Below are 25,513 nucleotides of genomic sequence, written 5' to 3'. Positions count from 1 at the left end.
AGTCGATCAGGTCGATGGCAGGGCCTCGTTGTCAGTATTGATTTGAGTGACCTTGAGTCCTGCCGGGTTGGCCTGTTGATAATACTTTTTCAGCCGCGACTGGGCGGGGCGTTTTCCCGAGCTGGAACGCTGGCCGGCTTGAGGTTTGAAAGCCGCTTCGCCGTCGCCCTGCCACTGGCGTTGCAGCGGCTGCAGGTAGTGGGCATTGAGCAGGTGGCCCCAGCCATCCTCACAGACAAAGCGCTGGCCGGCGATGCGGGTGCTGCCCGGGCCCGACGGGGGGGCAAACAGGCCCAGCCGCGCTACCAGGTCCTTGCTGTTGCCAAAGTGCTCCATATAGGGTGCTGGCTGTTGGCCTTCCAGCAGCACTGGCATGTCGGTGGCGCAGGTGGCAAAGCAGTAAATTTCCAGCTTTTTTAGCTCGGCAAGAGTGAGTGCCGGTAGCCCCAACACCGAGTCGGCAGACCAGTCCAGCCAGTATTGTACCGAATCGACTAATTGCTGTTTGCCGCTGCGGCTGACCTGGTCCAGGTTGGCCAGCAGGCCGCCGGCGGGTCCGCTGGCCTGTTGCATCACCCGGACAATGGGCTTGTGCAGGCTCGCCAGTGAACTTTTCAACAGGTCGGCGGCGCAGCGGGCCTCGGGGCTCGATTCGGCTTCCGTGTCGCTCGCTTGGGTGGCGACCTGCTCTTCCAGCAGTTGCCGCAACATGGCCACAAACACCGCGGCCAATATCGTGCCCTGGGAGTGGGCGATCAGTACCACACGGTCGATATCCGGTCGCTTCAATTCGGAGTAAAAAGCGGGGAACAGTTTCTGTACTGCTTCGGTAGCACCGAGCCAGCCTTTGCCCACTGCACATTCCGCCAGGTCGAGCATAAAGCCGTGGGTCTGGTTGTGTAATAACGTCAATTGGCGCCCGAACAAGCGGTACAGGTAGTCGGCATTCAGCTCGGCGACGGCCCGGTCGGCGCATATGCCGTTGACAAACATCCAGGACTCGTTGGGGTAGTTACTGCCGGCGCTGGAGGTGGCGGGGTACAAACCGGTCGAGGAGGTGCGAAACAAACCCGTGCGGGTGACCAGCGGCGGCAGCCAGTCGGGCTTGCCGGGCCAGGCCGGGAGCAAAATGGCCCTGGCGGTGGCCAGGTTGGCGGGGAAGTGTTCCCGCTCCATCAATTGCAGTTCGGTATTGGCATTGTTGCTGCGTTTCCAGCTGCTGGTGTTGCCGAGCAGGGAGCGCAGATAGTTGGGGGGTGAAAACTGCAGTGCCCTGGCAATATTGACAACCAGATCGCGTAGTTTACTGGCCATGACTTTGGTCCTTGGTGAACAAAACTCCTGTTTCCAGGCAGCATAATCGCGTTTGCAATACGCCACAATTGCTATCAGTAAAAGCAGCCAATTCTGGCGTGCAATGTGCTCTGGCGGATGCTCTGGCGCGTCTTGCTCCAAGGTCGATGGCCGTTGCCGCGCTGGCTGCACCGATCTGACATTGCTACCATGAGCGGGAGAATTAATAAAAGAATTAATCATTAGCAGGATCACTCAACCCCATTAAGTGACGCTGGCCCTAAACGGAATCCACGATCTTCACCGGAGTGAATATGCCGCCATCGCGCTTTGCCGCCGACCCCCAGCCCCGCCTTCGCAAGGCGGAATTCAAGCAGCGAGAGAGTAGCCTGCATACCCACCTGCTGCAGGCCCAGCAGCAGTGCCGGCAGGCGGGCAAACCGGTGGTGATTCTGGTGTCCGGGGTCGAGGCGGCCGGCAAGAGCGAGGTGGTCAATCGCCTCAGCAGCTGGCTGGATATGCGCTTCGTGCGCACCCTCACCTACTGGCAGGAAAGCGATGAGGAGCGCAGTCGCCCCCGGGACTGGCGCTATTGGAGGGGCTTGCCGGGCAAGGGTGAAATGTCGATTCTGTTCAGCTCCTGGTATATGCGCACCATTCTGCAGGCCCTGCCGGACGAATTGTCCGGGGAAGCCAGTCCCGTGGCTCACGATCAATTAAAAACCCTCAAACAGCAGTGTGAGCACATCACCCGCTTTGAGAAACTGCTCCGCGATGAAGGGGTAGTGCTGATCAAACTCTGGTTTCATATCGGTAAAAAAGCACAGAAAAAGCGCCTGCAAAAGAAAAAGGCGGCAGGCCATTACGTCAATCCCTGTGAGTCCGTGCACGCCCGCTTTTACGACCAGTTTGTCGATGTCGCCGAGCGGGTGCTCGAGCGCACCGATACCCTGGTGGCGCCCTGGCATATTGTGCAATCCGAGGACGAGTTGGGGCGGGATTTGCGCGCCGGTGAAATCATCCTGGAGGGATTGCGGCGGAGCTCCGGGCACAGCCTTGAAGCACAACCCTGGCTACAGGAGATGACCGCCGGTCTGCCTCTACAGCAGGTAGAGCAACAAGTGTTGCCCGCTCCGAAGTACAAAAAGGCGCGGGCGCGCTACCAGCGTGAACTGGGCGAAATACACTGGCGTCGCTGGGATAAGCAGCGCTCTGCGGTGTTGCTGTTTGAAGGCTGGGATGCCGCCGGCAAGGGCGGGGCGATTCGCCGCCTCACCGCGGCGATGGATGCGCGGCTGTACCGGGTCATACCTGTCGCTGCGCCCACCGATGAAGAGCTGGCGCACCACTATCTGTGGCGCTTCTGGCGGCAGCTGCCGCGGGATGGCTATATAACCATTTACGATCGCTCCTGGTACGGTCGGGTGCTGGTGGAGCGGGTGGAGGGTTTTGCCAGCGACGCGCAGTGGCAGAACGCCTACGGGGAGATCAACGATTTCGAGCAACAACTGACCAATCATGGCATTACGCTGGTTAAATTCTGGCTGCAAATAACTCCCCATGAACAATTGCGACGCTTTCAGGAGCGCGAGCAACTGGCACACAAGCGCCACAAGATCAGTGATGAGGACTGGCGCAACCGGGAGCGCTGGACCGATTACGAGCTGGCGCTGGAGGATATGCTGGCGCGCACCAGTACCGCGGCCGCCCCCTGGCACGTGATTGCAGCTGACAACAAGCGCCACGCGCGAGTGGAAATATTAAAAACTGTGTGTCAGCGGTTGAGCCGGGACATTGATTAACTAGCCCGCACTCGCCTGGCGCAACTGGTTGCTGCTGTTTGCGGAAGCCTTCCTGCGCTAATAGCCGCGGGGCTTAGAGGTGGTAGCTATATGCATGCTATTCAGGACGGCGACGTTGAGGGAAGATCGAGGCGCCGTTAAAACAGGGTTGTACCCGGCATTGTGATCAGCATTTCCCGGCGCGAATGGATCATCTCCCGGTAGGTTTGCTCGAGCGAGTAATCCACTCCGTCATCGAGCAATTTCAATTGTTTGAGCTTGCTTTCCAGCGAGTTGATTTCCCGCATCAGTTGCTCGCGCATGGCGATGGAATTGCCGTTGTCGACGTTAACCAGCGCCGTTGCAGGTTTTTGCTGCATTATTAATTGCCTCTCTCTGGCCTTAGGGCTGTCGGGCCTGTGCATCGAGAGTAAACCGGTTTGTGCGGAAAAGCATGGGGTCTGTGGCAAATTGGCGCGAATTGTCTCTTTATTGGCGCCGTTTAGCGAGCTGCGCCAGAATTTCCCAGAATACTGACCCAGTTGAAGTTCGAATCACCGATAACGTAGAAGAACGGGTTCAGCAGGCTGTCTTTCTGGTTGTAGCGCAAGGGCTGTAGTTGTACATCCAGCACGGCACCGCCGGCAGCCTCCACCACTGCCTGGGCGGCCGCGGTATCCCATTCGCTGGTGGGCGCCAGGCGCGGATAGAAATCGGCAGCACCTTCAGCGATCAGGCAGAATTTGAGCGAGCTGCCCATATTGCGGGTCACCACGTCACCGGCCCTGGCCGCCAGCCGCTCTAGCAGGGCAGCAATGGCTTCGACGCCGTGACGGCGGCTGGCAATTACCTCGATGGGCAGCTGTTGCTGCTGGCGGGCGGCGATGGTGCGGACCCGGATGGCGCGGCTGCTGCCGTTTTCATATTTGCGCGCGCCGCACTGGACGAGGCCGCTGTAGCTTACGCTGGTTAGCGGCAGGTGCACCACGCCCAGCACCGCTCTCCCCCGCTCAACCAGGGCAACGTTGACGGTAAACTCGCCATTGCGCTGGATAAACTCTTTGGTGCCGTCGAGAGGGTCTACCAGCCAGTAGCGCTGCCAGTGGCGGCGGATATCGAAAGGCGGAATCTGGCCCTCTTCGGACAGCACCGGTACGCCGGGCAACAGATTCCTGAGGCCGGGGTCCAGAATTGCGTGGGCGGCGCGGTCGGCGGCGGTAACTGGCGAGTTGTCGGCCTTGTTCGTCACCGCGATGTCCGGCCCGCGCTGGTAGACTGCCATTATGGCGTCGCCAGCCTCGCGGCACAGGGCCAGCAGTTGGTCCAGCAAGTGCTGGTCCAGTGTCCCGGCTTCCAGTAAAGTCTCGCCCATCACCTCTGCTCCCGTTAAAATAAAGTCAGTATACAAGCTGGGCAGCGGGGCTGCTCAAGCACCCGCAGCCAGATCTACTTACTGTAGTGCCAGCTGCAGAATGCTTGGCTTTGGTGGTTAAAAGGTAAATTTATGGGTCGATTAAGTGTTAGACCTATAAAAATGTGTCTTAAGTTATGCAATATGCAGGAGTCCCTAACAGTTGGCAGGCATGATTGACTGGAACGCTATCGATACCGTCCTGCTGGATATGGACGGCACGCTGCTGGATTTGCATTTCGACAACTACTTTTGGCTGACCCACCTGCCCAAGCGCTACGCCGAGACTTACGGGGTCGACGAGGCCACTGCCAGGGCCAGGCTGGAAGCTCATATTCGTGCCCATGAGGGTACCCTGAACTGGTATTGCCTGGAGTTTTGGTCCGCGTCGCTGGGGCTGGATATCCGCGCCCTGAAAGAAGAGGTAAAGGACAAAATCAGCGTTCGCCCGTTTGCAGTGGAGTTTTTGCAAGCCCTGCGGGCGCGGGACAAGCGCCTGGTACTGATCACCAACGCCCACCCCCAAAGCCTTGATTTGAAGCTGGAAGTGACAGCCATCGACCGCTGGTTACACATGGTGATCTCCTCCCACGAATTCCAGCAGCCCAAGGAGGCGCAGGAGTTTTGGCAGCAGTTGCAGCTGCGCGAGGCGTTTGACCCCGCCCGCACCCTGTTTATCGACGATACGGTGCGGATCCTTGATTCCGCCCGTGAATTCGGTATCCGTCATTTACTCTGTCTGCACCAGCCGGACAGCCAAAGCGCCCATCGGCAGATAGACGCCTATCCAGCCATCCACCATTTTGATGAAATAATGCCCCATGCGGAGGTTGGCTGATGGAGCGGGTGCGGGTCGACAAGTGGCTGTGGGCGGCGCGATTCTTCAAGACCCGCAGCCTGGCGAAACAGGCCATTGACGGGGGCAAGGTGCACTGTGACGGGCAGCGCATCAAGCCCAGCAAGGAGATACCAGTCGGTGTGGAGCTGACGGTGCGCCAGGGTTGGGACGAGAAAACTGTGCAGGTCATCGCCCTGTCGGAACAGCGCCGGGGAGCTCCGGAAGCGGCGGCGCTGTACCGGGAAACCGAGCAAAGTCGCACCAAGCGCGAAGCCGCGGCGCAGCAGCGCAAGGCGCTTAGCGGCAGTGGACCCCAGGCCAGTAGCCGACCCAGTAAAAAACAGCGGCGCCAGATTCATCGGTTCCTGCGTGAAGATAGCGACCAGCGCTAGTTGTAATATGTAGTTGGCGCCGCTGGCATTGATAGGCCGGATAAACATGAAAATAGCAGGAGTAATTATGGCGACCAGCCCACGGGCTATGGTGATGGCACTGGGGCGGGCTGGGATGCCGCGTCCTGCCCTGCTGGCGGCGCTTGTCCGGCGTGCAACTTTGACCCGTTCAGTCATTTGGCGAACCAGGGTCCCCATGGCCATGGCGCTGCTGGCTTGCGGCCTGCTGGCAAGCGGGTTGGCTCGGGCTGCGGTCGTCAGCGGGGTCGAACAGCTCAAGGACGCGGTGGTAAAAATTCACACCACCTCCACACCGCCGGATTATTTCACCCCCTGGCGGCTGCTGAACGCCAGCCAGGGCAGTGGATCCGGGGCGGTAATCAGCGGCAAGCGCATCCTCACCAACGCCCATGTGGTCGCCGATGCCACCTATATTCAGGCCCAGAAACACGGCGATCCGAAGAAGTACCTGGCGCGGGTCGCCTTTGTCTCCCACGAGGCAGACCTGGCCATCCTGGAGGTGGAAGAGGCATCGTTTTTTGATGGTTTGCGGCCGCTCGCCATCGGCAAATTGCCGGCACCGCTGCAGGAGGTATCGGTGTTCGGCTATCCGTTCGGCGGCACCACTCTCAGCATTACCCGGGGGGTGCTGTCGCGGGTGGAGCACCAGTACTACGCCCACGGCAGCGGCTACCTGCTGGCGGGCCAGATTGACGCTGCCATCAACCCCGGCAACAGTGGCGGCCCGGTCATAGTCGACAATCGCATTGTCGGCGTGGTGATGCAGGCCAATACCAGTGGCAGTGCCGAGAACCTTGGCTATTTCGTTCCCCCCAGCGTTATTCGTCACGTGCTCAAGGACGCCGAGGATGGGGTCCACGATGGCTTTCCCCGCCTCGGCTTTCGCACCCAGGACCTGGACAGCCCCGCCATGCGCCGCCTCTACGGGGTGGAAAACCAGTCCGGCGGGATGCTGGTGGTAGATGTATTTGACGGCAGCGCCGCTGACGGCAAGCTGCTGCCCGGCGATGTGATTCTGGCCATCGACGGCTTCGCCATTGCCGATGACAGCAGCATCGAGTTTACCCGCAACTTGCGCACCAATTACAAATACGCGCTCGACCAATACCACCACGGCGACCGGGTCGAGCTGCGACTGGTGCGGGCCGGCCAGCGCCTGACCATTGATCTGACGGTGGACCGGCCACCCCGGCACTACAGCCTGGTGGTGCCGGAACAGTTTGAGCAACAGCCCCAGTACCTGATTTACGGCGGGGTGGTGTTTGTGCCACTGAATATGAACCTGATCAAACGCTGGGGCAGGGACTGGCACCGCAAGGCGCCGGTGGATTTTCTCGAGGCCCGCAACCAGCGTTCCACCGAGCAGCGGCGGCAGTTGGTGGTGGCCCTGAAGGTGTTGGCCGCAGACGTCAACCTGGGCTACCACGACTGGAAAAACTGGCTCATAGAAAGCGTTAACGATGTGCCAATCGCCGACTTTAACCAGTTTTGCCAGTGGGTGACGAGCGAACCCCGGGAATTCACCGCCTTCCGCGATGCTCGCGGTTACCAGATGGTCATCGACCACGCCGACGCGGTGGCCAGCGAGGCGGTGGTGCTGGAGCGCTATCGGGTGCCCGGCAGTCACGTCTGTGAGCCCAGTGGCGGCTCGGCAGGTAGCGGGTTGTGAGTCGGGCCATAAGTGGAGTGAGGCTTGTGAGTCGGCAGCTGCTACTGGCGGGATTGCTGTGCTTGCCGGCAGCGCCACTGGTGGCGGAGGTTTACCAGTGGCGGGACGAGCAGGGGCGGGTGCATTTTAGCGATCGCAAACCGCCCGACCGGAAGACCAAAGTGGAGGCCCGGGAGGTCAAAGTCAGCAATATCGACGAGAGCTCTGCCGAGCGGGAAAAACTGGGCAAGTTGTTCCAGCCGGCCACGGCGGCGGAGCAAAAACTGCAACGCCAGCAGGCGCAGCAGCGGCAGCGCGACCAGCTAGAGCGTGCGCAGCAGTGCACTGAGGCGCGACAGCAGCTGCTGATCTTGCAGGGGCCGGTTTACTTTACCCGGGAAGACGGCAGTACCTACACCATCAGCGAAGCCGAGCGCGAGCAAAAGGCCGCGGCCGCGGCGGCCTGGATAGCGAGCCACTGTGACTTGTAGGCCGCAGGCCCTTGTCCGGCGCCTCTGTTTATCATCCGGCTTGTATAGCCCCAACCCTGGACATTTCCGACAATAGCTGTGCGCACAGCCGGACAAACCCGGGCACCGTTGCTGTCATAGCAAGCAGCGTGACCAAAAAGTCGCCGGGATCCGCGTTTTTCGTCCCAGCCGTGTTAAAATCCGCGTTTTTCCCCTGTCCCAACTCCCAGACTCAGCCCGGTAACCCATGCCCAGTAGTGACCTTATTCACCGTTTTATCTTCGATAAAGCCGACCTTCGCGGCGAAATATCCACTTTACAAGACAGTTATGGCGAGGTGTTGCAGCACAACAGCCACCTGCCGGAGCGGGTCAAATCCCTGCTGGGTGAGTTCCTGGCAGCGGTCACCCTGCTGTCGGGTACCTTGAAATTTGACGGCATTCTCACCCTGCAGGCGCGCGGCGACGGTCCCCTGACTCTGGTTATGGCCGAGTGCAGCCACCACCGGGCGGTGCGCGCCATTGCCCGGCTCGATCCGGACGCCGATGACGCGGCCCTGGCGGCGCTGGATATGCAGGCGCTGCTGGGCAGCAGTGTACTGGCCATCATTATTGAACCGGACAAGGGGGAGCGCTACCAGGGTATCGTGCCCCTGGATGGTGGCTCATTGGCGGCCTGTCTCGAACAGTACTTCGCCCGCTCGGAGCAGCTGCCGACCCGTTTTTGGCTGGCCAGCGATGGCACCACCTGTACCGGCATGATGCTGCAGGCGCTGCCCCGGCAGGTGGCCAGCGTCGAAGCTAACCAGCAGCTCTGGGAGACGGCGACGGTGCTGGCGGACACCGTCAAGCAGGAGGAGCTTTTGAGCCTGCCGCACGGGCAGTTGCTGCACCGCCTGTTTCACGAGCAAGAGGTGCGTTTGTTCGAGCCGGCGGCAGTGCATTTTGCCTGCAGCTGTTCCCGGGAGCGCTCGGCTAACGCACTGGTATCGCTGGGGCGGGCGGAAGTGGAGGCACTGCTGGTGGAGCAGGATATGATCAATATCGACTGCCAGTTTTGCAACCGCAGCTACGCTTTTGGCGCCGCTGACCTGGACCAGTTATTCGGCCCCGGTGAGCGGGAATTGCATTGAATAAAAAATCGCCAGCCCGGGATCGATTCCGGCGTTATTGTCTGGCATAATGTGCGCCCAATTTAAAATAGCGAATGGGCATAAGTACCCAATTGCAAATAATAATGAGACTGAAGTTGCCCCACGGCGTGTTTAGGAACAGTTTCCCCGTTAGGGGAGAGGCCAAGCCCACAAGCAAACAGGACTACAAACGCATGACAAAGATTGAAAACACGGCCCAGGCCGTATTCACTAACCTTACCTCCGCCGAGCTGGTTGAACAAGCGCTATTGCGCCGCGAGGGTCAATTGACCCACACCGGCGCCCTGGCCTGTGATACCGGCGCTCGCACCGGTCGCTCCCCGGCGGACCGCTTTATCGTGGAAGAGCCCTCCACCGCAGAACATATCGACTGGGGCACGGTCAACCGCCCTTTCCCGGCCGACAAATTTGACCTGCTGTGGAGCCGGGTACAAGAGTATCTGGCACAGACCAACAATTTCGTCTCCCAGTTGCACGTTGCTGAAGACCCGGATCATTACCTGCCGGTCAAAGTGACCACCGAGACTGCGTGGCACAACCTGTTCGCGCGCAATATGTTTATCCGCACGGAAAACTACAACCCGCAGGGCAAGGAAGAGTGGAAAATACTGCACGCCGCCAATTTTGTCTGCGAGCCCGAGCGCGATGGTACCAATTCTGACGCGGTGGTCATTATCAACTTTGCCCAGCGCAAGGTACTGCTGGCGGGTATGAAATACGCCGGTGAAATGAAAAAATCCATGTTCTCCGTGCAGAATTTTCTGCTGCCTGAGAAAGATGTGATGCCCATGCACTGCTCTGCCAACGTCGGCAAGGACGGCGATACCTGCCTGTTCTTCGGTTTGTCCGGCACCGGTAAAACTACCCTCTCAGCCGACCCGGAGCGCTACCTGATCGGCGACGACGAGCACGGTTGGGCCAAGGGTGCCGTCTTTAATATGGAAGGTGGCTGCTACGCCAAGACCATCGACCTGTCGCAAAAGAACGAGCCGGTTATCTGGGATGCCATCCGCTTTGGTGCCATTGTGGAAAATGTTGTCCACAACGAGCAGCGGGTGCCCGACTACTGCGATACTTCCCTGAGCGAAAACGGTCGCTGCTCCTATCCACTGGAGCACGTCGAGATGCGCGTGGAAGAGAACCGTGCCGGCGAGCCGAAGAACGTCATCTTCCTGACCTGTGACGTCTCCGGTGTGTTGCCGCCGGTGGCCATTCTCTCCAAGGAGGCGGCCGCCTACCACTTCCTGTCCGGCTATACCGCGCGCGTGGGTTCCACTGAAATGGGTGCTGCTGCCGGCATTCAGCCCGCTTTCTCAACCTGCTTTGGTGCGCCCTTTATGCCGCGTCCGGCGCGGGAGTACGCCGAGTTGCTGATGAAGCGAATCGAGGATTTTGACGCCAATGTCTACCTGGTGAACACCGGCTGGACTGGCGGCTCCGGCGGAGCCAACGGCGAGGGTTCGCGCTTCCCGATTCCGGTTACCCGCGCGGTAGTCGCCGCCTGCCAGGACGGCTCCCTGCAAAATGTCGCCACCGAGACTCTCGAGGCGATGAACCTGCAGGTGCCGGTGGCCGTGGCCGGTGTTGACAGCAAGTACCTCAACCCACGCAAGGCCTGGGCGGACCAGGCGGCCTACGATAAAGCAGCGGCGAAGTTGGCCGGTTTGTTTGCGCAAAACATCAAGAAGTTTAACGTCAGTGCCGAAGTTGAGGCAGCGGGCCCGCAAGCCTGACCTGACCAATAACGCCGCCGCCAGATTGCGTGGCGGTCGCAAAAAAGCCGCCCCGTCAGGAGGCGGCTTTTTTTATGCCTGCCGGTTGTATGCCCAGCCGCTTTAGGGCGATTGCTGGTTTTGTTGCTGTTGCTGGGTCAGCCAGCTTTCGAGAATCAGGCGCGCGGCAATGGAGTCGATGGGCTGCTTGCTGTAGTTGCCGCGCTGGCCGCGTTCACCGGCTTCATCCTTGGCGGCATAGCTGCTCAAGCGCTCGTCCATCATCTGCACCTCAACCCCGAAGCGACCGTGCAGGCGTTTGCCGAATTTCCGCGCCCTGGCGCTCAACTCACTCTCGCTACCATCCATATTGAGTGGTAATCCCACCACCACCTGGCGCGCTTGCCACTGCGCCAGCAGCCGCGCTATCTGCTCCCAGTCCGGGACTCCATCCCGGGCCTTGAGCGGCGCCAGCTCTGAGGCCAAACCGGTTTCAGGCTGGCTGCAGGCGACGCCGATATTGCGCAGGCCGTAGTCAAAAGCGAGGACGGGAGAGGGCATAAGATGGTAAAGCGGTGGTGGCCGGCTCAGGCGTGGCCGGCGGTAGTGGAAATCAGGTTGAGGTCGATACCAAGGTTTTGCGCCACCGAGCTCCAGCGCTGTTCGATGGGCGTGTCAAAAATAATGCGGCTGTCGGCGGGCGCGGTGAGCCAGGCGTTGTTGGCAATTTCGTTTTCCAACTGGCCACTACCCCAGCCGGCATAACCGAGCATAATCAGGAATTTCTCCGGCCCCTTATCTGTAGCGATGGCGTCAATGATATCCCGGGAGCCGGTCAGCATCACGTCCTCGGCAATGGCCATACTGGAATTCCACTGGCTGTCGGGGCTGTGCAGGACAAAGCCGCGCTCCGGTTGCACTGGCCCACCGGACAGGACCGGGGCGGCGGCAGTGCTGCCTTTGAAGCCCATCTGTGCGAATATTTCCGCCAGCGAGACATTCAGTGGCTGGTTGATAACCAGGCCCATTGCGCCATCGTCATTGTGCTCACAGATGTAGGTGATGGTGTGGGAAAAAATTGAATTGCTGAGCGCCGGCATGGCAATCAGGAACTGATTGCGGAGGCTGCCCAACTGGCAGGATTGTTTATCAGTGGAAGCGTTCATACAAGCAGTATTGGGCCGCTGCCGACGGAAAACAAGCGTTTTTTCCGGCTTTAGTTGGCGCTGCTGCTGGTTGACAGCCCGCTCAACTCAAAGTGCCAGGTGCGAATAATCTCCAACTGGTCGATATCCTTGCGCAATTCCAGCGGAAATGGCGGAAAAGGTGAGGCAAGGTGGACGATTTGCAACGCCGCTTCATCGAGGATCGGATGCCCGGAAGATTGCAGGATTTCCACCGATTGCACGCTGCCGTTGGAGCGCAGGGTGGTGGCCAGGCGCAATTTGCCGAAGATCTGTTGCTGGATCGCCTGCTGGGGGAAATTGCGGTTGCCGATATACTCCACCTTGCTGGTCCACTGGTTCAGGTAGGCGGCGTCGGTTGACGCCCGGGTGGCCACCGAGGTGATGCGCCGCAGGCGCGGTTTCTTGGCAATGGCCCGGCGCTGCTTGTCCAGCCTGGCGCGCAAACTCGCAATCTCCGTGCTCAGCGGGGTGTCCTGCTCATCCATGCCCTCCTGCGGCTGCTGCAGTTCCTCTTCCACAGCAGTTTCTACCCTTGCCTGGAATTTGCTCTCGGAGCGAGTGACCACCGGTACCAGGCTCTCGCTGGGGGTCACCGTAACAGCGCGCTGCTGGGGCAGTGGGTTGTTGGGCTGAATCAGGGTGTCGTCGATGGGAGCCAGCTGGTCGCTGGTCAACTGCCGGGCCTGGGTTTCGGTACCACTGGCCAGCTGGTTAAATTCCGCCAGGTAGTCGGCTTGCTGCGGCGCGCTATCGGACCTGTGGCTGGCGAGGGTGATTTCCAGGGTGGGGGGTGGCGGCCGGGTAAAGTCGGCGCTAAAGGTGATGCCAAGAATCAGCAGCGCGTGCAGAGCCACCGCCAGGAACACGGTAAAGCTGAGGCGGTCGCCGGTATCCACCGGCTCGGCCTCGAGTGCTACAGGATGTATTGCCGTCATTGAGCCTTTATTTATAGAGACCTGAGCCTGGCTACAGACCTAGGCTTGCAAGCGTTTCTCGATCGCGTTCATCAGGCGACCACCGATGTCAGTATTGTAGGCCTTGTCGATTTCGCGGGCGCAGGTGGGGCTGGTGACATTTATCTCGGTCAGATAGTCACCGATGACATCCAGGCCCACGAAAATCAAGCCCTTGCTTACCAGTGTAGGCGCCACCTGGTCAACTATCCACTGGTCGCGCTCACTTAATGGCTGCGCCACACCGGCACCGCCGGCCGCCAGGTTGCCGCGGGTTTCGCCCACCGCTGGCACTCGCGCCAGGGCAAACGGCACCGCTTTGCCGTCGATCACCAGAATGCGCTTGTCGCCCTGCAGTATTTCGGGGATATAGCGCTGCGCCATGGTCAGCTGGCGACCGTGGTTGGTCAGGGTCTCGAGGATGACCCCGACATTGGGGTCGTCGCTTTTACAGCGAAAAATGCTGGCGCCCCCCATACCGTCCAGGGGCTTGAAAATGACATCGCTATGCTGCTTGTGAAAGGCCCGTAATTGCTTGAGATTGCGGCTCACCAGCACCGGTGGGCAGCACTGGGGAAACTGGGTGGCGAAGACCTTTTCATTGCAGTCGCGCAAACTTTGTGGATCATTTATCACTAAACAGCCGTCTTTCTGTGCCGCCTCCAGAATATAAGTGCTATATATATACTCATTGTCAAAGGGTGGATCCTTGCGCATCAGCACCACATCCAGCTCCTTGAGCGCGATATCCTGTTGCTCGCCCAGTTCGAACCAGTGTTGCGGGTCGGCAAATACCTGCAGCTGTCGGGTGAGGGCGCGGGCGTTGCCATTGTCGAGATAGAGGTCGGCCTGCTCCATATAAAACAGCGAGCAATTGCGAGCCTGGGCAGCGAGCAACAGGCCCAGGCTGGTGTCCTTGGCATAGTTGATTCGATCGATAGGGTCCATGACGACCCCGAGTTTGATGGGCATGGGAAAGATCCGTTTGGCGTTGGCTGGTGGGCCGTTAAGGTACGATTTGAGGCGCTCTAAAGCAACCCTTTCAAGCTTGTCAACGGTTGTGAAGCAGCAAGTAACGGGCGCTGGGGCGGGGAATAAAAATGCCGGCGCCGGCGCGCCAAGTGGTTTATAGTTGTCTGTTGTACAAGTTTTGTGAAGTTATTGCTGCAATCAGCCAGTCGCGGCTAATTTGCACGCGGCAGAGATAATTTAAGAAGGTCCAAGTTTATGGAAATGAATCTCGAAAGCTTGAAGGTGATGGTGATCGATGACAGCAAAACCATCCGCCGTACCGCTGAAACCCTGCTCAACAAAGTGGGTTGCACGGTTATCACCGCCACAGATGGCTTCGACGCATTGGCAAAAATAGCCGATACCCGACCCGACATCATCTTTGTGGATATTATGATGCCGCGCCTGGATGGCTATCAGACCTGTGCGCTGATCAAAAACAACAGTGAGTTTAAATCGACACCGGTGATTATGTTGTCCAGCAAGGATGGCCTGTTCGACAAGGCCAAGGGCCGCATTGTCGGCTCCGATCAGTACCTGACCAAACCCTTCAGTAAAAACGAGTTGCTGGGCGCTATCCAGGCACACATCAAGGATCCGGAAAAGATAACCGATGCCTCCGGTTAAGGCTTGCCGGTTGCGGCCGGGTGCCGCGTCAAGCCGATACGGCTGACCGGCAGCGGCACCTGCACAAACATCAATATAACCTGTGGTAAGTAAGGTACAGTATGGCAAAAGTACTCATCGTCGACGATTCACCCACTGAAACCTATAAGTTGACCTCCATTCTGGAAAAGCATGGGCACACGGTCATCACCGCGGATACCGGTGAAATCGGAGTCCGGGTGGCCCGCAAGGAGCTGCCGGACCTGGTGTTGATGGACATTGTAATGCCCGGGCTGAACGGCTTTCAGGCCACGCGCCAGCTCACCAAATCCCCCGAGACCAGTGCCATTCCGGTGATTATCGTCACCACCAAGGATCAGCAAACCGATCGGGTTTGGGGCCTGCGCCAGGGCGCCCGAGCCTATCTCACCAAGCCTATACTGGAAAAAAACCTGATGGATGTGCTGGCCGAAGTAATGGCCTGAGGTGAGAGCGACCATGTCGGAAGAGATTAGCGCAGGCGATAACGCGACTGCTAACGCAACTAATAGCGCAGGCGGCCAGGCCGGTTTCCAGGCGCTGTTGAACCTGGCCGTGCAGTGCCGCCGCCACGCTCGCGGGTTGCCGGCCCAGGTGGATATCACACCGCACTGGAGTGGCATCGGTTTCGAATTGCTGGGGCGGCGCTTTGTGGCACCGCTGGGCGAAGTCAGTGAAATGCTGGAGGTGCCGCCCTACACCCGTCTGCCGGGGGTGCAGAGTTGGGTCAAGGGGGTGGCCAATGTGCGCGGTCGACTGTTGCCGGTGTGCGACCTGGCGGTGTATCTCGGTGATCGCCTGCACAGCCCGCGCAAGCAGCAGCGCATCCTGATTCTGGAAGATCACGATCTCTATACCGGGCTGCTGGTGGAGAAGGTATTTGGCATGCAGCACTTTCCCGTGGACAGTTTCGGGACTGCTGCAAATAGCCCGGCGCGGGCCGAGCCCTATGTCGATGGCTGCTATCGTCACCAGGACGTGGAGTGGCTGGTGTTCAGCCCAGCCCGCCTGGCGCAAGACCACAATTTTTTAAACGCCGCCGGCAATTAAGCGGTCGGGTACAACCGGTATTGAGAGCGGCTTCTGGTCGCCAGTCCGGGTCAAGGATACTGAAAGAGCAACGCCCGCCAAGGGCTGAACTCGCAACGTTGTCAGGAGCAAAAAATGAAAAATGAGTCCAATAGTCCAGTCTCTGCGGTCGGAGCCAATCGCACCATGACGGTGTTGGTGGTGGCCCTGTTCCTGGCACTGATTGCCACGGTGGTGAGTGTTATCCTGGTGCAGCGGGATGCTGCCAGGGATCAGCAATACCTGGGGGTTACTGCTGAATTGCGGGCGCTGTCCTACCGGGTTACTTCGCTGTCGCGGGAATCTACTTCTGGCAACGAGCAGGCGTTTACCGAGTTGCGCAGCGTGCTCGACAATATGGCCAGGTCCTGGAGCCAGGTGCAGTCCGGTGATGCCGTCACTCGCGCCGCACTGGCGGCAGAGATCAGCAACTATGACAAGGTCTGGCGCCGGGTCAAGGACAACGCCGAGACCATTATTACCAACAAGGACACCATCCTGTTCCTCAACGATGTGGCCGAGAAATTAAACAAGTCGCTGCCGGAGCTGCAGGCCGAGCACAATTACATTGTTGAAAGCTTGCTGGAGAACAAAGCCCCGGCCGACCAGGTGGCGGTAGCCCAGATGCAGTCCTGGCGCGCCGAGCGCATTGGTCGTAACGTCGACAAGATGCTGGCCGGCGGCAGCGATGCCGGCAATGCCGCAGACCAGTTTAACCTCGATGCCAATCTGTTCGGCAAGGTGCTGGCGGGTATGAAAGCGGGCGACACGTCCATGAACATTTCCCGCGTGACCGACCCCGATGCGGTGGCGAGCCTGAACGAAATCACCGAACTGTTTGCCTTCGTCAACTCGTCCATCAAGGAGATCTTCGAGGCCTCGCCGGCCCTGTTTAACGCGCGCCAGTCGGCTGACGCCCTGCTCGATGATGGCCCGGTGCTGCTGGAGGCCTTGAACCAGTTGTCGGAGGGCATTCTCGCCCAGGCCAGTCAGCGCCAGCCCAATAACCTCACTTCGCTGGTACTCGGTGGCCTGGTACTGCTGTGCCTGTTACTGCTCGCCTACCAGATGTACAGTGGCACCAACCGTCGTTTGAAAGAAACCGCCCAGACCAACGAGCGCAACCAGGCGGCCATTTTGCGCCTGCTGGACGAATTGGCTGACCTGGCCGACGGCGACCTGACCACGGCCGCCACGGTCACCGAGGATTTTACCGGCGCCATTGCCGACTCGGTCAACTACACCATCGACCAGCTGCGGGTGCTGGTCTCGCGTATCAACGAGACCGCGGAGAACGTTTCTGCGGCGGCCCAGAGCACCCAGCAGACTGCCATACATTTGGCCGAGGCCTCCGAGCACCAGGCCCAGGAAATTGCCGGTGCGTCGGCGGCGGTAAACGAAATGGCGGTCACCATCGACCAGGTTTCCGCCAACGCAGCCGAGTCGGCAGCGGTTGCCGAGCGTTCGGTATCCATCGCCAACAAGGGTTCGGCGGTGGTGCAAAACACTATCAATGGCATGGACACCATTCGCGAACAGATCCAGGACACCTCCAAGCGTATCAAGCGACTGGGGGAATCTTCCCAGGAAATTGGCGACATCGTCTCGCTGATCAACGACATTGCCGACCAGACCAACATCCTCGCCCTCAACGCCGCTATCCAGGCGTCTATGGCCGGTGACGCGGGCCGCGGCTTCGCGGTGGTTGCCGATGAAGTGCAGCGCTTGGCAGAGCGCTCGGCGGCGGCGACCAAGCAGATCGAAGCGCTGGTGAAAACCATTCAAAACGACACCAACGAGGCGGTTACCTCGATGGAACAGACCACCGCAGAAGTAGTTCGCGGTGCCCGCCTGGCGGAGGATGCGGGTGTGGCGCTGGAGGAGATCGAAGGGGTGTCGGCCAACCTCGCCGAGTTGATCCAGAGCATCTCCAACGCCGCCCGTCAGCAGGCATCGTCCGCCGGCCATATTTCCAACACCATGAACGTGATTCAGGAAATCACCTCGCAAACCTCCTCTGGTACCTCCGCCACTGCCGAATCTATCGGTAACCTGGCGGAAATGGCACTGGATCTGCGCCAGTCTGTGGCCGGCTTCAAGTTGCCCGAAGACGGCGTCAAAGGTAGCGCGTCAGGGGATAATTTTACCCCGGAAGAGGCGAGCTTCTCCCTGCCTGGGGAAATTACCCGCATCCAGAAAACGGCAGTAAAGGACGCTGACCTGACCTCCGATGAGGCCTTTGAACTGGACTTTGCGGAATTGGACAAAGCCAGAAAATCGAACGCTTGAGCGCTGGCAGCTGCTGGCACCGGAACCGGTCCCTGATGGGCCGGCTGGCTGGGAGTGCAGCGCACCGGCGCCGAGTGTTGATGCGCGCAGTGGAAATGATTGAGGGGATGCCTGAGCATGGCAACGAACCATAATTTTGCCGGCCTGGACTGGGTGGTCGGTGAAATCAGCGAGACCTTGAAAAAAGCTCGCCAGGCACTGGAGGCCCACGCCCGCGAGAGCGGGGAAGATAGCCAGTTGCACATCTGTCTGGAAAATATCCACCAGGTCAGTGGCAGCCTGCAGATGATCGAGTTTTACGGTGCGGCGCTGCTGGCGGAAGAAATCGAAGCCATGCTGCGGGCCCTGATCGCAAACAAAGTCAGCGATGTTGCCGCCGCGCAAGAATTATTGATGCGGGCGTTCCTGCAGTTGCCTGCCTATCTTGAGCGGGTCAAGGCGGCCCGTCGAGACGCCCCGGCGACCCTGTTGCCGTTAATGAACGCGGTGCGGGCGGGACGCGGTGCGCCGCCACTGCCGGCCAGCCAGTTTTTTGATCCCGACTTGAGCCCCGCCAGAATCATTCGGGGCGAACCGCATGCGGCCCAGGCCAACGATGCCCAGTTCAAGGCCCTAGTGGCCAAGATTCGCAAGATGTATCGCTACGCCGCGGCTTCGGTCATGCGCCAGGTGGATGTCGAAGAGAATCTTCCCTATTTAAAGAAAGCCGTGACCCGGCTCTGCAACTTGACCGCGGGCAGCCCGCGCAATCCAATGTGGGATCTGGCGCTGGCCATTGTCGAGGGGCTGGAGGACGGCCAGGTGGAGTTAAACGACTCCGTGCGCGAGCTGTTGCGGGTGCTGGATCGGGAGATGCAGCTGCTTGCAACTTCCGGGGTCGAGGAGCTGGGCAACTATAGCCCCGACGATCTAATCAAAAAGTTACTGTTCGTGCTGGCAGACAGCCCGGTTGCGAACCCCCGCAGCGATCGCTTGCGGCGTCACTACGGGCTTGATCAACTGGCGTTGGCACTGCCCACCATCACCCTTTCCGGTCCTGACACAGACACTATGCGCACCGTAGTGGCGGCCCTGAACGAAGAGCTGGTCGACATCAAGGAAGCGCTGAGCGACTGTGCTGTCGGCATTGATCAAAGCGCTCCCGAGCGGGCCCTGGCGATCATGACCCGCGTTGCCGATACCCTGTCGGTACTGGGCGTCGCAGACTTGCGGGCGAATATGTTGCAGCAAATCGACCAGCTGCAAACCGTTGTCAGCGGCGGCGTGATCGACCACGCCGCGCTGGCCACCATTGCCGAACAAGTAGTCGCGCTGGAGCACCATTTGGCGGCTCTGGCTGCGGTCGACTCGGGCGCGGTTGGCGGGCGCCAGCCAGACCGGGTGCAATTTGGCGCTGCCCAGCGCGCCGTGATTGAGGAGGCTATCAAGGGGCTTGAAGAAGTTAAAACCGTGGTCATTGGCTACATCGCAGCGCAGTGGGACCGCTCGAAACTGGAGCCTGTGCCGGCGCTGTTGAACAGCATTAGCGGTGGCCTCTCGATGATTCCACTGTCGCGACCCGCGCAAATACTGCAGGCCTGCCGCCACTATATCGATCACAATTTGCTGCAGCGGGGCGAAGTGCCCCAGTGGCGTGAACTCGATGCTCTGGCCGATGCGGTGGCGGGTGTCGAATACTACCTCAAGCGCTACAGTGACGGCGCCCAGGAGGAAGAGGATTGGCTGTTGACGCCGGCCGAGCACAGTATTACCGCACTGGCCCCGGCGGGTGAACTGCCTGTGTTCAAGCCTGCTGTGAGCACGCCGGTGGCGGACGCGAACAAGGCTGGCGCCGGGCCTGTGGTGCCGATGCCAGGGTCAGAGCAGCGCGATGTTGCTGCCACTGTCGCCGGCAGTGGCTTGCCTGCTGACAACAGCACTGTGGTTAGCGAGCCAGAGCCGGAACCAGCGCCAGCGGCACCTGCTACCGCAGCGGAGCAGGTTGGGGCGGACACCGACGAGCTCGAGTATGACGCCGAGATCGTGGAAATTTTCGTCGAGGAAGCCGGCGACGTGATGGCCACTATCGATGAGTTCCTGCCCCGCTGGCGCCAGGACCTGCTCGACCGGCCGGCGCTGGAGGAGGTGCGACGCGCATTCCACACGCTCAAGGGCAGCGGCCGTATGGTGGGCGCCAAGCAGATCGGAGAGCTCGCCTGGGCGCTGGAAAATATGCTGAATCGCCTGCTGGATGGCGGGCACGAGGCCCAGTTGCTGCAAGTGCAACTGGTGGAGGACGTGCGGGGATTACTGCCGGCGCTGGTGACTGCCTTTGAGCAGGGCCAGGATTACCCGGATCGCCAGCGCCTGGATTACCTGGCAATGGCGGCAGAGGCCTTTGCCAGCGGCCAGGTGCCGGAGCCTTACTCCAGCCCCAGTGATACTGGTGCAGTGGCGAGTGCAGGGTTCAACGCACCAACGGAGCCGCCTGCGACAGAGCCCGCTACCGACAGCGAGCAAGCTGGCGCCGAGGCGCTGCCCGTGGAACCCTCGCCGATCGCAGGCGCCACCCAAGTACCGGCTGGCGCTGACTGGGACGACGACGAGGATTCCAACGCCGTACTCTGGGAAATTTTTGCCGCCGAGGCCGATACCCACCTGCAGACGGTGAGCGAGTTTATTGACTCCATGGAGCAGGCAGCACCGCTCTATACCCCGCCCAGCGATGCCATGCAGCGCGCCCTGCACACCCTCAAGGGCAGTGCCCACATGGCCGACATTTACGACGTGGCGGCACTGGCGACGCCGCTGGAACGCTTTACCAAGGATCTGCGCGCCTACCAGCTCGATATCGACGATGACATCCTGCAGCTGTTTAAAGACGCGGTGGCATACATCCGCAAGGCGCTGGAGCAGTTGCGCAACGGCAGTCCTGCCACCATCGACAAGCTGGAACAGTTCCAGGCCCGAGTGGCCGAGTTGCGCGATCTCTTTATCAGCCCATTTGCCCACCGACCCGAGGCAACCCGGGTCAAGGCGGTGGATCCGCGTCTGCTGTCGATCTTTATGGCCGAAGAGATGGACCTGTTGATCGATGCCGACGACCTGCTCAAAGGCTGGCAGCAGGAACCGCTGCAGGCCGGCCAGTTGCCGGCGCTGCTGACCGAGTTGCAGGCCCTCGCCAACGGCGCCCGCCTGGCGAACCTGCCGGACATGGCGGAGCTCAGCTTGCAGTTGGCCGGAGCCTACGATGCGGCCGGGGATAATTTATGCGGCCTGGAGCAGGCTGATTTTGAGCTGTTACTGCAGGCCCACGAGCGACTGCTGGATATGGTGGATGCGGTGGCGGCGGGCCAGAACCAGCGCCCGCTGGAAGTACAGCTGTTGCTCTCCCTGGCGCAGCTGCAAGCGCGCCTGCTCGGGCACGAGGATGCCCGCGATAGCGACGCGGAGCCGGCGGGCGACGAATTGCACCACGCGACTGACGCCGATTCGGGCCCAGCGCCAGTGACTGCACCTCTCGATGAACCTGTGCTGGAACAACAGGGCTGGGAGGAACTTTTACAGGAAGCGGCTGGGCTGGACGAACTCGCCCAGGGTGAATCCGGCGCGGAAGAATTTGCCAGTGATGAAGCCCCTGCCTGGCAAGCGGCCGGGCAGGCGCCAGTCGAACAGCCGGACTCGAGCCCATGGAAAGCTGCGCCTGTTGCGGACACTGTGGACCCAGTGGACAGCGGCAGTGAGCTGGCGCGCGAGGCCGAACTGGACGCGGAAATCGTGGAAATCTTCCTCGAAGAAGCCCATGAATTGATGGAGGACATCGAGCAGGCTGTACATGAATGGAGCCAGGACTGGCAGCACGGCGAAAGTGGCGAAGCGCTGAAGCGGGCCCTGCACACTTATAAGGGCGGCGCGCGGTTGGCCGGCCTGACCAGCCTCGGTGATATCGCCCACGATTTTGAAACCGACATCATCGGCAGCGTCCAGTCCGGCGCTATCAATGGCGAGTTTTTCAGCCGTTTAAACAGCTACCTGGACCAACTGCTGAAAGGCCTGGAACAAGTGCACGGACAACTCGAGCGGCCGTCGGAGTCGGAGCAGGGTGCGCCGCAGCCGCAAGCCAGCGGCGCGGTGAGCGAGCAAACGGCGCCAGCGTCGCCGTCGCCCTCGTCGTCTGATAGTGCCCCGCCGGCAGAGGCAGAGATTTTGCCGTTCACCCCGAAGGACCTTATCCCGCTGGTGCGCAGCGGCGACCGGGCGCCGTCAGGCTTGCCCGGCCAGGGTGATTTTGTGCCCACCGGTGGTGGCGCCCGGCTCCAGCCGAGCCGTCGTTTTGCCCCCCAGGAAGTGGTCAAGGTGTCGGCGGAATTGCTGGAAGAGCTGGTCAACCTGGCGGGCGAGACGTCCATCAGTCGCGGCCGCATGGAAGAGCAAATGAGCGAACAGGGCTATGCCATTGAGGAGATGGCGGCCACCATCAGTCGCCTGCAGGAACAGCTGCGGCGCCTGGATATCGAAACTGAAGCACAAATTCTGTTCCGCCAGGAGCAGTTGGCGGAGGCGGAAGATTTTGACCCGCTGGAAATGGATCGCTATTCACAGTTGCAACAGCTGTCCCGCTCCCTGATCGAGTCCGCCTCCGACCTGATGGACCTGAAGAATACCCTGGCGGATAAAACCCGCGACACCGAAACCCTGCTGCTGCAGCAGTCGCGCATCAACACCGATCTGCAGGAAGGCCTGATGCGCTCGCGCATGGTGCCCTTTGCGCGCATGGTGCCGCGCCTGCGGCGCATTGTGCGGCAGGTGTCGGGGGAATTGTACAAGAACGTCAATCTGGAGATTGACAACGCCGAGGGGGAAATGGACCGCACGGTGCTGGAGCGCATGTTGGCGCCGCTGGAGCACATGTTGCGCAACGCCATCGACCACGGCATCGAGTCGCCGGCGGAGCGCTTGCAGCGAGGCAAGGCGGAAACCGGCACTGTGCGCCTGAGCCTGAGCCGGGAGGGCAGCGATGTGCTGCTGCGGCTGGTGGACGACGGCCGCGGTATCGACCTGGAGAAAGTCCGGGCCAAAGCCATCGAGAACGGGTTGCTGGCGGCTGAGTCCGCCCTCAGCGACAACGATATGATGCAGTTTATCCTGCAGGCCGGTTTCAGCACCGTGGAAGCGGTAACCCAGATATCCGGGCGCGGGGTCGGCATGGACGTGGTGCACGCGGAAATCAAGCAGCTGGGTGGCTCCATGACGATCCACTCGCGCTGGGGCGAGGGCACCGAGTTTGCGATTCGGCTGCCGTTTACTGTTTCCGTCAATCGCGCCCTGATGGTGCGTATCGGCGACGATCGCTACGCCATTCCGCTCAATACCATCGAGGGAATCGTGCGGGTCAGCCCGTTTGAACTGGAACATTATTACCGGGATGAAACAGCGGTGTTCGAGTACGCCGGTGAGCAGTACCAGATGCGCTACCTGGGCAATCTGCTCAACAGCGATGCCCGTCCCAAACTGGAGCTGCAGTCCATGCCCCTGCCAGTGGTACTGGTCAGGACCGCGCAGTTTGCGGTCGCCATCCAGGTCGACATGTTGATGGGCAGTCGCGAGATCGTGGTCAAGAGCCTGGGGCCCCAGTTTGCCGGGGTGCTGGGCGTGTCCGGGGCGACGGTGATGGGCGATGGCAGCGTAGTGGTGATCCTCGATCCGCACGCGCTGATTCGCCAGCAGGCGGCGCTGGTGCACGGGCCCGAGCCCATGCTGCTGGATGCCGTGCCGGAAAAAGTCGACACTGAAGTCAAAACCGTCATGGTGGTGGACGACTCGGTGACGGTGCGCAAGGTCACCGGTCGCTTCCTGGAGCGCGAGGGCTACGAGGTGATCACCGCCAAGGACGGTGCCGATGCCCTGATGCAGCTGCAGGATCATATTCCTGACATAATGTTGCTGGATATCGAGATGCCGCGCATGGATGGCTTTGAGGTGGCGAAAAACATGCGCTCCAGCAGCCGCCTGAAAAATATCCCGATTATTATGATTACCTCCCGCACCGGCGAGAAACACCGCCAGCGGGCGTTTACCCTGGGGGTAAACAAGTATATGGGCAAGCCCTATCAGGAAGAGCTGCTGTTGCACAATATCCAGCAGCTCACCGGCGCCGGCAGCGGCACGTCGGCGAGCAGCCACCCTTAATCACAGAGACAGAGCGACGCAAACGAGATGACGCAAAACAGTCTGCAGAGCCGGCCCCAACCGGCGCCTGAATCGCTGCCCGGTTTAATGATACCGCTGGCATCACGGGTGCTGCTGGTGCCCACTGTGGCGGTAGCTGAAATTGTTGCCTACCTGGAACCGCTGCCTGTAGACCCGGCCCCGGCCTGGCTGCTGGGTGATTTTCCCTGGCGTGGCCAGCGGGTACCGCTGTTGTCGCTGGAGTTGCTCAGTGGCGAACCGGCGCCGCCCTTGCAGGCGACCACCCGCGTCGCGGTGTTCAACAATACCGGGGTGAGTACTGACCTGCCCTTTATCGCCATTGCCACCGAGGGTATTCCGAAGCTGGTGCAAGTGAGCGAGCAAGATCTGCAGGCCAGTGATAACGGGCCGCGCTCATTTGAGAGTGCGCGGCTTGTGTGGCAGGGCGAGGAGCTGGTGATTCCCGATCTCAGCGCGCTGGAGCGGGCCTGCCTGGACTGCTCCAGCAGTAACGGCTAAAGCGTCAACCGCGAGATTCGAACCATTACCGTCCATTCCCGGCACAGGGCCTTAGTGAAATGCCTGTGCCGCCGCCACGATTTGCTTCAGGTTCTGGCTGATCACATTGAGTAAACCCCGCTCATCCAGCTGCTGCTGGCGCTCGGGCAGGCGCTGGAAACAGGCCAGCCCGGTCAGTGCTGGCAGGTTGTGGTCCGGTTTGAGCAGGCAGACGCTGTGGTAGAGGGACAAATTGACCACGTCGAGCGTGCTCATCGCCCCGGCTGGGCTGCTGCTATCCGCGGCGCTCCAGTTGCCGCACTCCTTGGTGATCTCGATGTACTTGGAGTCCAGGTCCCAGCGCCGCAGGATGATGGTCGCCAGGGATTTGCTGTAGTGGCGGCACAGGGTCAGGTAGGTGCGTTGATCGGGCACCTCTTTCACTCCACTCAGGGACGACAGGATGGCGAGGGTGCCCACTTCACTTAGCAAGCTGGAGATAAAGGCCTCATCGGCGGATTGACCCGGAATAGTACTGGCCAGGAAGCGGCTCATGGAGGCCTTCAGCGCCTGGCGCTTCCAACTGATGGCGAACAGCGCCTTTAATTGCGGGTTGTTGTTGATAAACAGGCTCTTGAGGCTGTGGGCCATGATGATATTGGCAACGTGGGCGATGCCCATCAGGCGCACGGCGCTCTCCAGGTCCCGGGCCTGCTCCAGGGTTCGGAAAACCGGGCTGGAGGAGTGGCGCATGATGACCACACTGAGGCTGGGGTCGGTGCCAATCAAGCTGCACAGCTTGCTGATGGTGGTATTGGGGTCACTGGCGGCGCGGCGGATCTGAAAGGTCATGTTGGGCAGGCTGGGCAGGCGCTCCTCGCCCTGCATCACCTGCTCAATGGCCTTGCGATAGATGGCAAAGGTAGTCGGTTGGGCCGCTGACATGTGATGATTTCTCTCTCTGAATTCCCTGAG

Annotated in this window: 21 protein-coding genes; 13 read left to right on the top strand and 8 right to left on the bottom strand. The window is 60.4% G+C overall.

The window, feature by feature from the left end; all coding sequences use genetic code 11:
- Window positions 1-6: 6 nt before the first annotated feature.
- Window positions 7-1,314 (bottom strand): hypothetical protein, encoded by a 1,308-nt coding sequence (locus G8764_RS15580; protein WP_166165594.1) that lies wholly within the window; start codon window positions 1,312-1,314, stop codon window positions 7-9.
- Between the two features lie 293 nt (window positions 1,315-1,607).
- Here G8764_RS15580 and pap point away from each other — a divergent pair, with 293 nt between their 5' ends.
- Entirely contained in the window at window positions 1,608-3,095 is a 1,488-nt protein-coding gene (pap, locus tag G8764_RS15575; RefSeq protein WP_166165593.1) for a polyphosphate:AMP phosphotransferase, read from the top strand.
- A gap of 137 nt (window positions 3,096-3,232) precedes the next feature.
- On the opposite strand, the gene G8764_RS15570 is transcribed toward pap, so the two are convergent.
- Together G8764_RS15570 and cysQ are read right to left on the bottom strand one after the other, a co-directional pair.
- On the bottom strand, window positions 3,233-3,454 hold the full coding sequence (locus G8764_RS15570) for a hypothetical protein (RefSeq protein ID WP_166165592.1): 222 nt from the start codon (window positions 3,452-3,454) through the stop codon (window positions 3,233-3,235).
- 122 nt (window positions 3,455-3,576) lie between these two features.
- The gene (gene cysQ / locus G8764_RS15565; RefSeq protein WP_166165591.1) at window positions 3,577-4,446 is read right to left on the bottom strand and encodes a 3'(2'),5'-bisphosphate nucleotidase CysQ; all 870 of its coding nucleotides are present in this window, start codon (window positions 4,444-4,446) and stop codon (window positions 3,577-3,579) included.
- A gap of 211 nt (window positions 4,447-4,657) precedes the next feature.
- Between cysQ and yrfG the strand changes: the two genes are divergently transcribed.
- From yrfG to G8764_RS15535, 6 genes are all read left to right on the top strand, one after another.
- Entirely contained in the window at window positions 4,658-5,323 is a 666-nt protein-coding gene (yrfG, locus tag G8764_RS15560) for a GMP/IMP nucleotidase (RefSeq protein WP_166165745.1), read from the top strand.
- Window positions 5,323-5,715 (top strand): RNA-binding S4 domain-containing protein, encoded by a 393-nt coding sequence (locus tag G8764_RS15555; RefSeq protein WP_166165590.1) that lies wholly within the window; start codon window positions 5,323-5,325, stop codon window positions 5,713-5,715. The genes yrfG and G8764_RS15555 overlap by 1 nt, the downstream gene beginning before the upstream one ends.
- 67 nt (window positions 5,716-5,782) lie before the next feature.
- Window positions 5,783-7,405, top strand: a complete 1,623-nt coding sequence (locus tag G8764_RS15550; RefSeq protein ID WP_243748836.1) for a S1C family serine protease — start codon at window positions 5,783-5,785, stop codon at window positions 7,403-7,405.
- Window positions 7,406-7,431: 26 nt separating this feature from the next.
- Window positions 7,432-7,875 carry a DUF4124 domain-containing protein gene (locus G8764_RS15545; RefSeq protein WP_166165589.1) on the top strand — a complete coding sequence of 148 codons (444 nt, stop codon included), beginning with the start codon at window positions 7,432-7,434 and terminating at the stop codon, window positions 7,873-7,875.
- Between the two features lie 226 nt (window positions 7,876-8,101).
- Complete coding sequence (gene hslO / locus G8764_RS15540; RefSeq protein WP_166165588.1) at window positions 8,102-8,986, top strand: Hsp33 family molecular chaperone HslO; 885 nt, start codon at window positions 8,102-8,104, stop codon at window positions 8,984-8,986.
- 74 nt (window positions 8,987-9,060) lie between these two features.
- Window positions 9,061-10,740, top strand: a complete 1,680-nt coding sequence (locus G8764_RS15535) for a phosphoenolpyruvate carboxykinase (RefSeq protein ID WP_341806403.1) — start codon at window positions 9,061-9,063, stop codon at window positions 10,738-10,740.
- Between the two features lie 102 nt (window positions 10,741-10,842).
- Here the strand turns inward: G8764_RS15535 and ruvX are convergent, their stop codons facing one another.
- The 4 genes from ruvX to gshB are packed head-to-tail and all read right to left on the bottom strand — an operon-like array spanning window position 10,843 to window position 13,831.
- Window positions 10,843-11,280, bottom strand: a complete 438-nt coding sequence (ruvX, locus tag G8764_RS15530) for a Holliday junction resolvase RuvX (RefSeq protein ID WP_166165586.1) — start codon at window positions 11,278-11,280, stop codon at window positions 10,843-10,845.
- A gap of 26 nt (window positions 11,281-11,306) precedes the next feature.
- Window positions 11,307-11,885, bottom strand: a complete 579-nt coding sequence (locus G8764_RS15525) for a YqgE/AlgH family protein (RefSeq protein ID WP_166165585.1) — start codon at window positions 11,883-11,885, stop codon at window positions 11,307-11,309.
- Window positions 11,886-11,935: 50 nt separating this feature from the next.
- Window positions 11,936-12,841, bottom strand: a complete 906-nt coding sequence (locus tag G8764_RS15520; RefSeq protein WP_166165584.1) for an energy transducer TonB — start codon at window positions 12,839-12,841, stop codon at window positions 11,936-11,938.
- A gap of 39 nt (window positions 12,842-12,880) precedes the next feature.
- Window positions 12,881-13,831 carry a glutathione synthase gene (gene gshB, locus G8764_RS15515; RefSeq protein ID WP_166165583.1) on the bottom strand — a complete coding sequence of 317 codons (951 nt, stop codon included), beginning with the start codon at window positions 13,829-13,831 and terminating at the stop codon, window positions 12,881-12,883.
- 255 nt (window positions 13,832-14,086) lie between these two features.
- On the opposite strand from gshB, the gene G8764_RS15510 reads away from it, so the two are divergent.
- The 6 genes from G8764_RS15510 (at window position 14,087) to G8764_RS15485 (ending at window position 24,559) form a co-directional block, all read left to right on the top strand.
- A complete protein-coding gene (locus G8764_RS15510; RefSeq protein WP_166165582.1) occupies window positions 14,087-14,497 on the top strand; it encodes a response regulator in 411 nt (136 codons plus the stop codon).
- Between the two features lie 101 nt (window positions 14,498-14,598).
- Entirely contained in the window at window positions 14,599-14,961 is a 363-nt protein-coding gene (pilH, locus tag G8764_RS15505; protein ID WP_166165581.1) for a twitching motility response regulator PilH, read from the top strand.
- Window positions 14,962-14,974: 13 nt separating this feature from the next.
- Window positions 14,975-15,565 (top strand): chemotaxis protein CheW, encoded by a 591-nt coding sequence (locus G8764_RS15500; RefSeq protein WP_166165580.1) that lies wholly within the window; start codon window positions 14,975-14,977, stop codon window positions 15,563-15,565.
- Window positions 15,566-15,679: 114 nt separating this feature from the next.
- Window positions 15,680-17,872 carry a methyl-accepting chemotaxis protein gene (locus G8764_RS15495; RefSeq protein WP_166165579.1) on the top strand — a complete coding sequence of 731 codons (2,193 nt, stop codon included), beginning with the start codon at window positions 15,680-15,682 and terminating at the stop codon, window positions 17,870-17,872.
- A 117-nt stretch (window positions 17,873-17,989) separates the two neighbouring features.
- Window positions 17,990-24,040 (top strand): Hpt domain-containing protein, encoded by a 6,051-nt coding sequence (locus G8764_RS15490; RefSeq protein ID WP_166165578.1) that lies wholly within the window; start codon window positions 17,990-17,992, stop codon window positions 24,038-24,040.
- A gap of 27 nt (window positions 24,041-24,067) precedes the next feature.
- Entirely contained in the window at window positions 24,068-24,559 is a 492-nt protein-coding gene (locus tag G8764_RS15485; protein WP_166165577.1) for a chemotaxis protein CheW, read from the top strand.
- Between the two features lie 51 nt (window positions 24,560-24,610).
- On the opposite strand, the gene G8764_RS15480 is transcribed toward G8764_RS15485, so the two are convergent.
- Window positions 24,611-25,483 (bottom strand): HDOD domain-containing protein, encoded by an 873-nt coding sequence (locus tag G8764_RS15480; RefSeq protein WP_166165576.1) that lies wholly within the window; start codon window positions 25,481-25,483, stop codon window positions 24,611-24,613.
- Window positions 25,484-25,513: the final 30 nt, after the last annotated feature.

It is taken from the genome of Pseudomaricurvus alcaniphilus (assembly GCF_011440395.1).
Classification (GTDB): domain Bacteria; phylum Pseudomonadota; class Gammaproteobacteria; order Pseudomonadales; family Cellvibrionaceae; genus Pseudomaricurvus; species Pseudomaricurvus alcaniphilus.
This window is presented reverse-complemented; position numbering and strand designations above follow the sequence as displayed.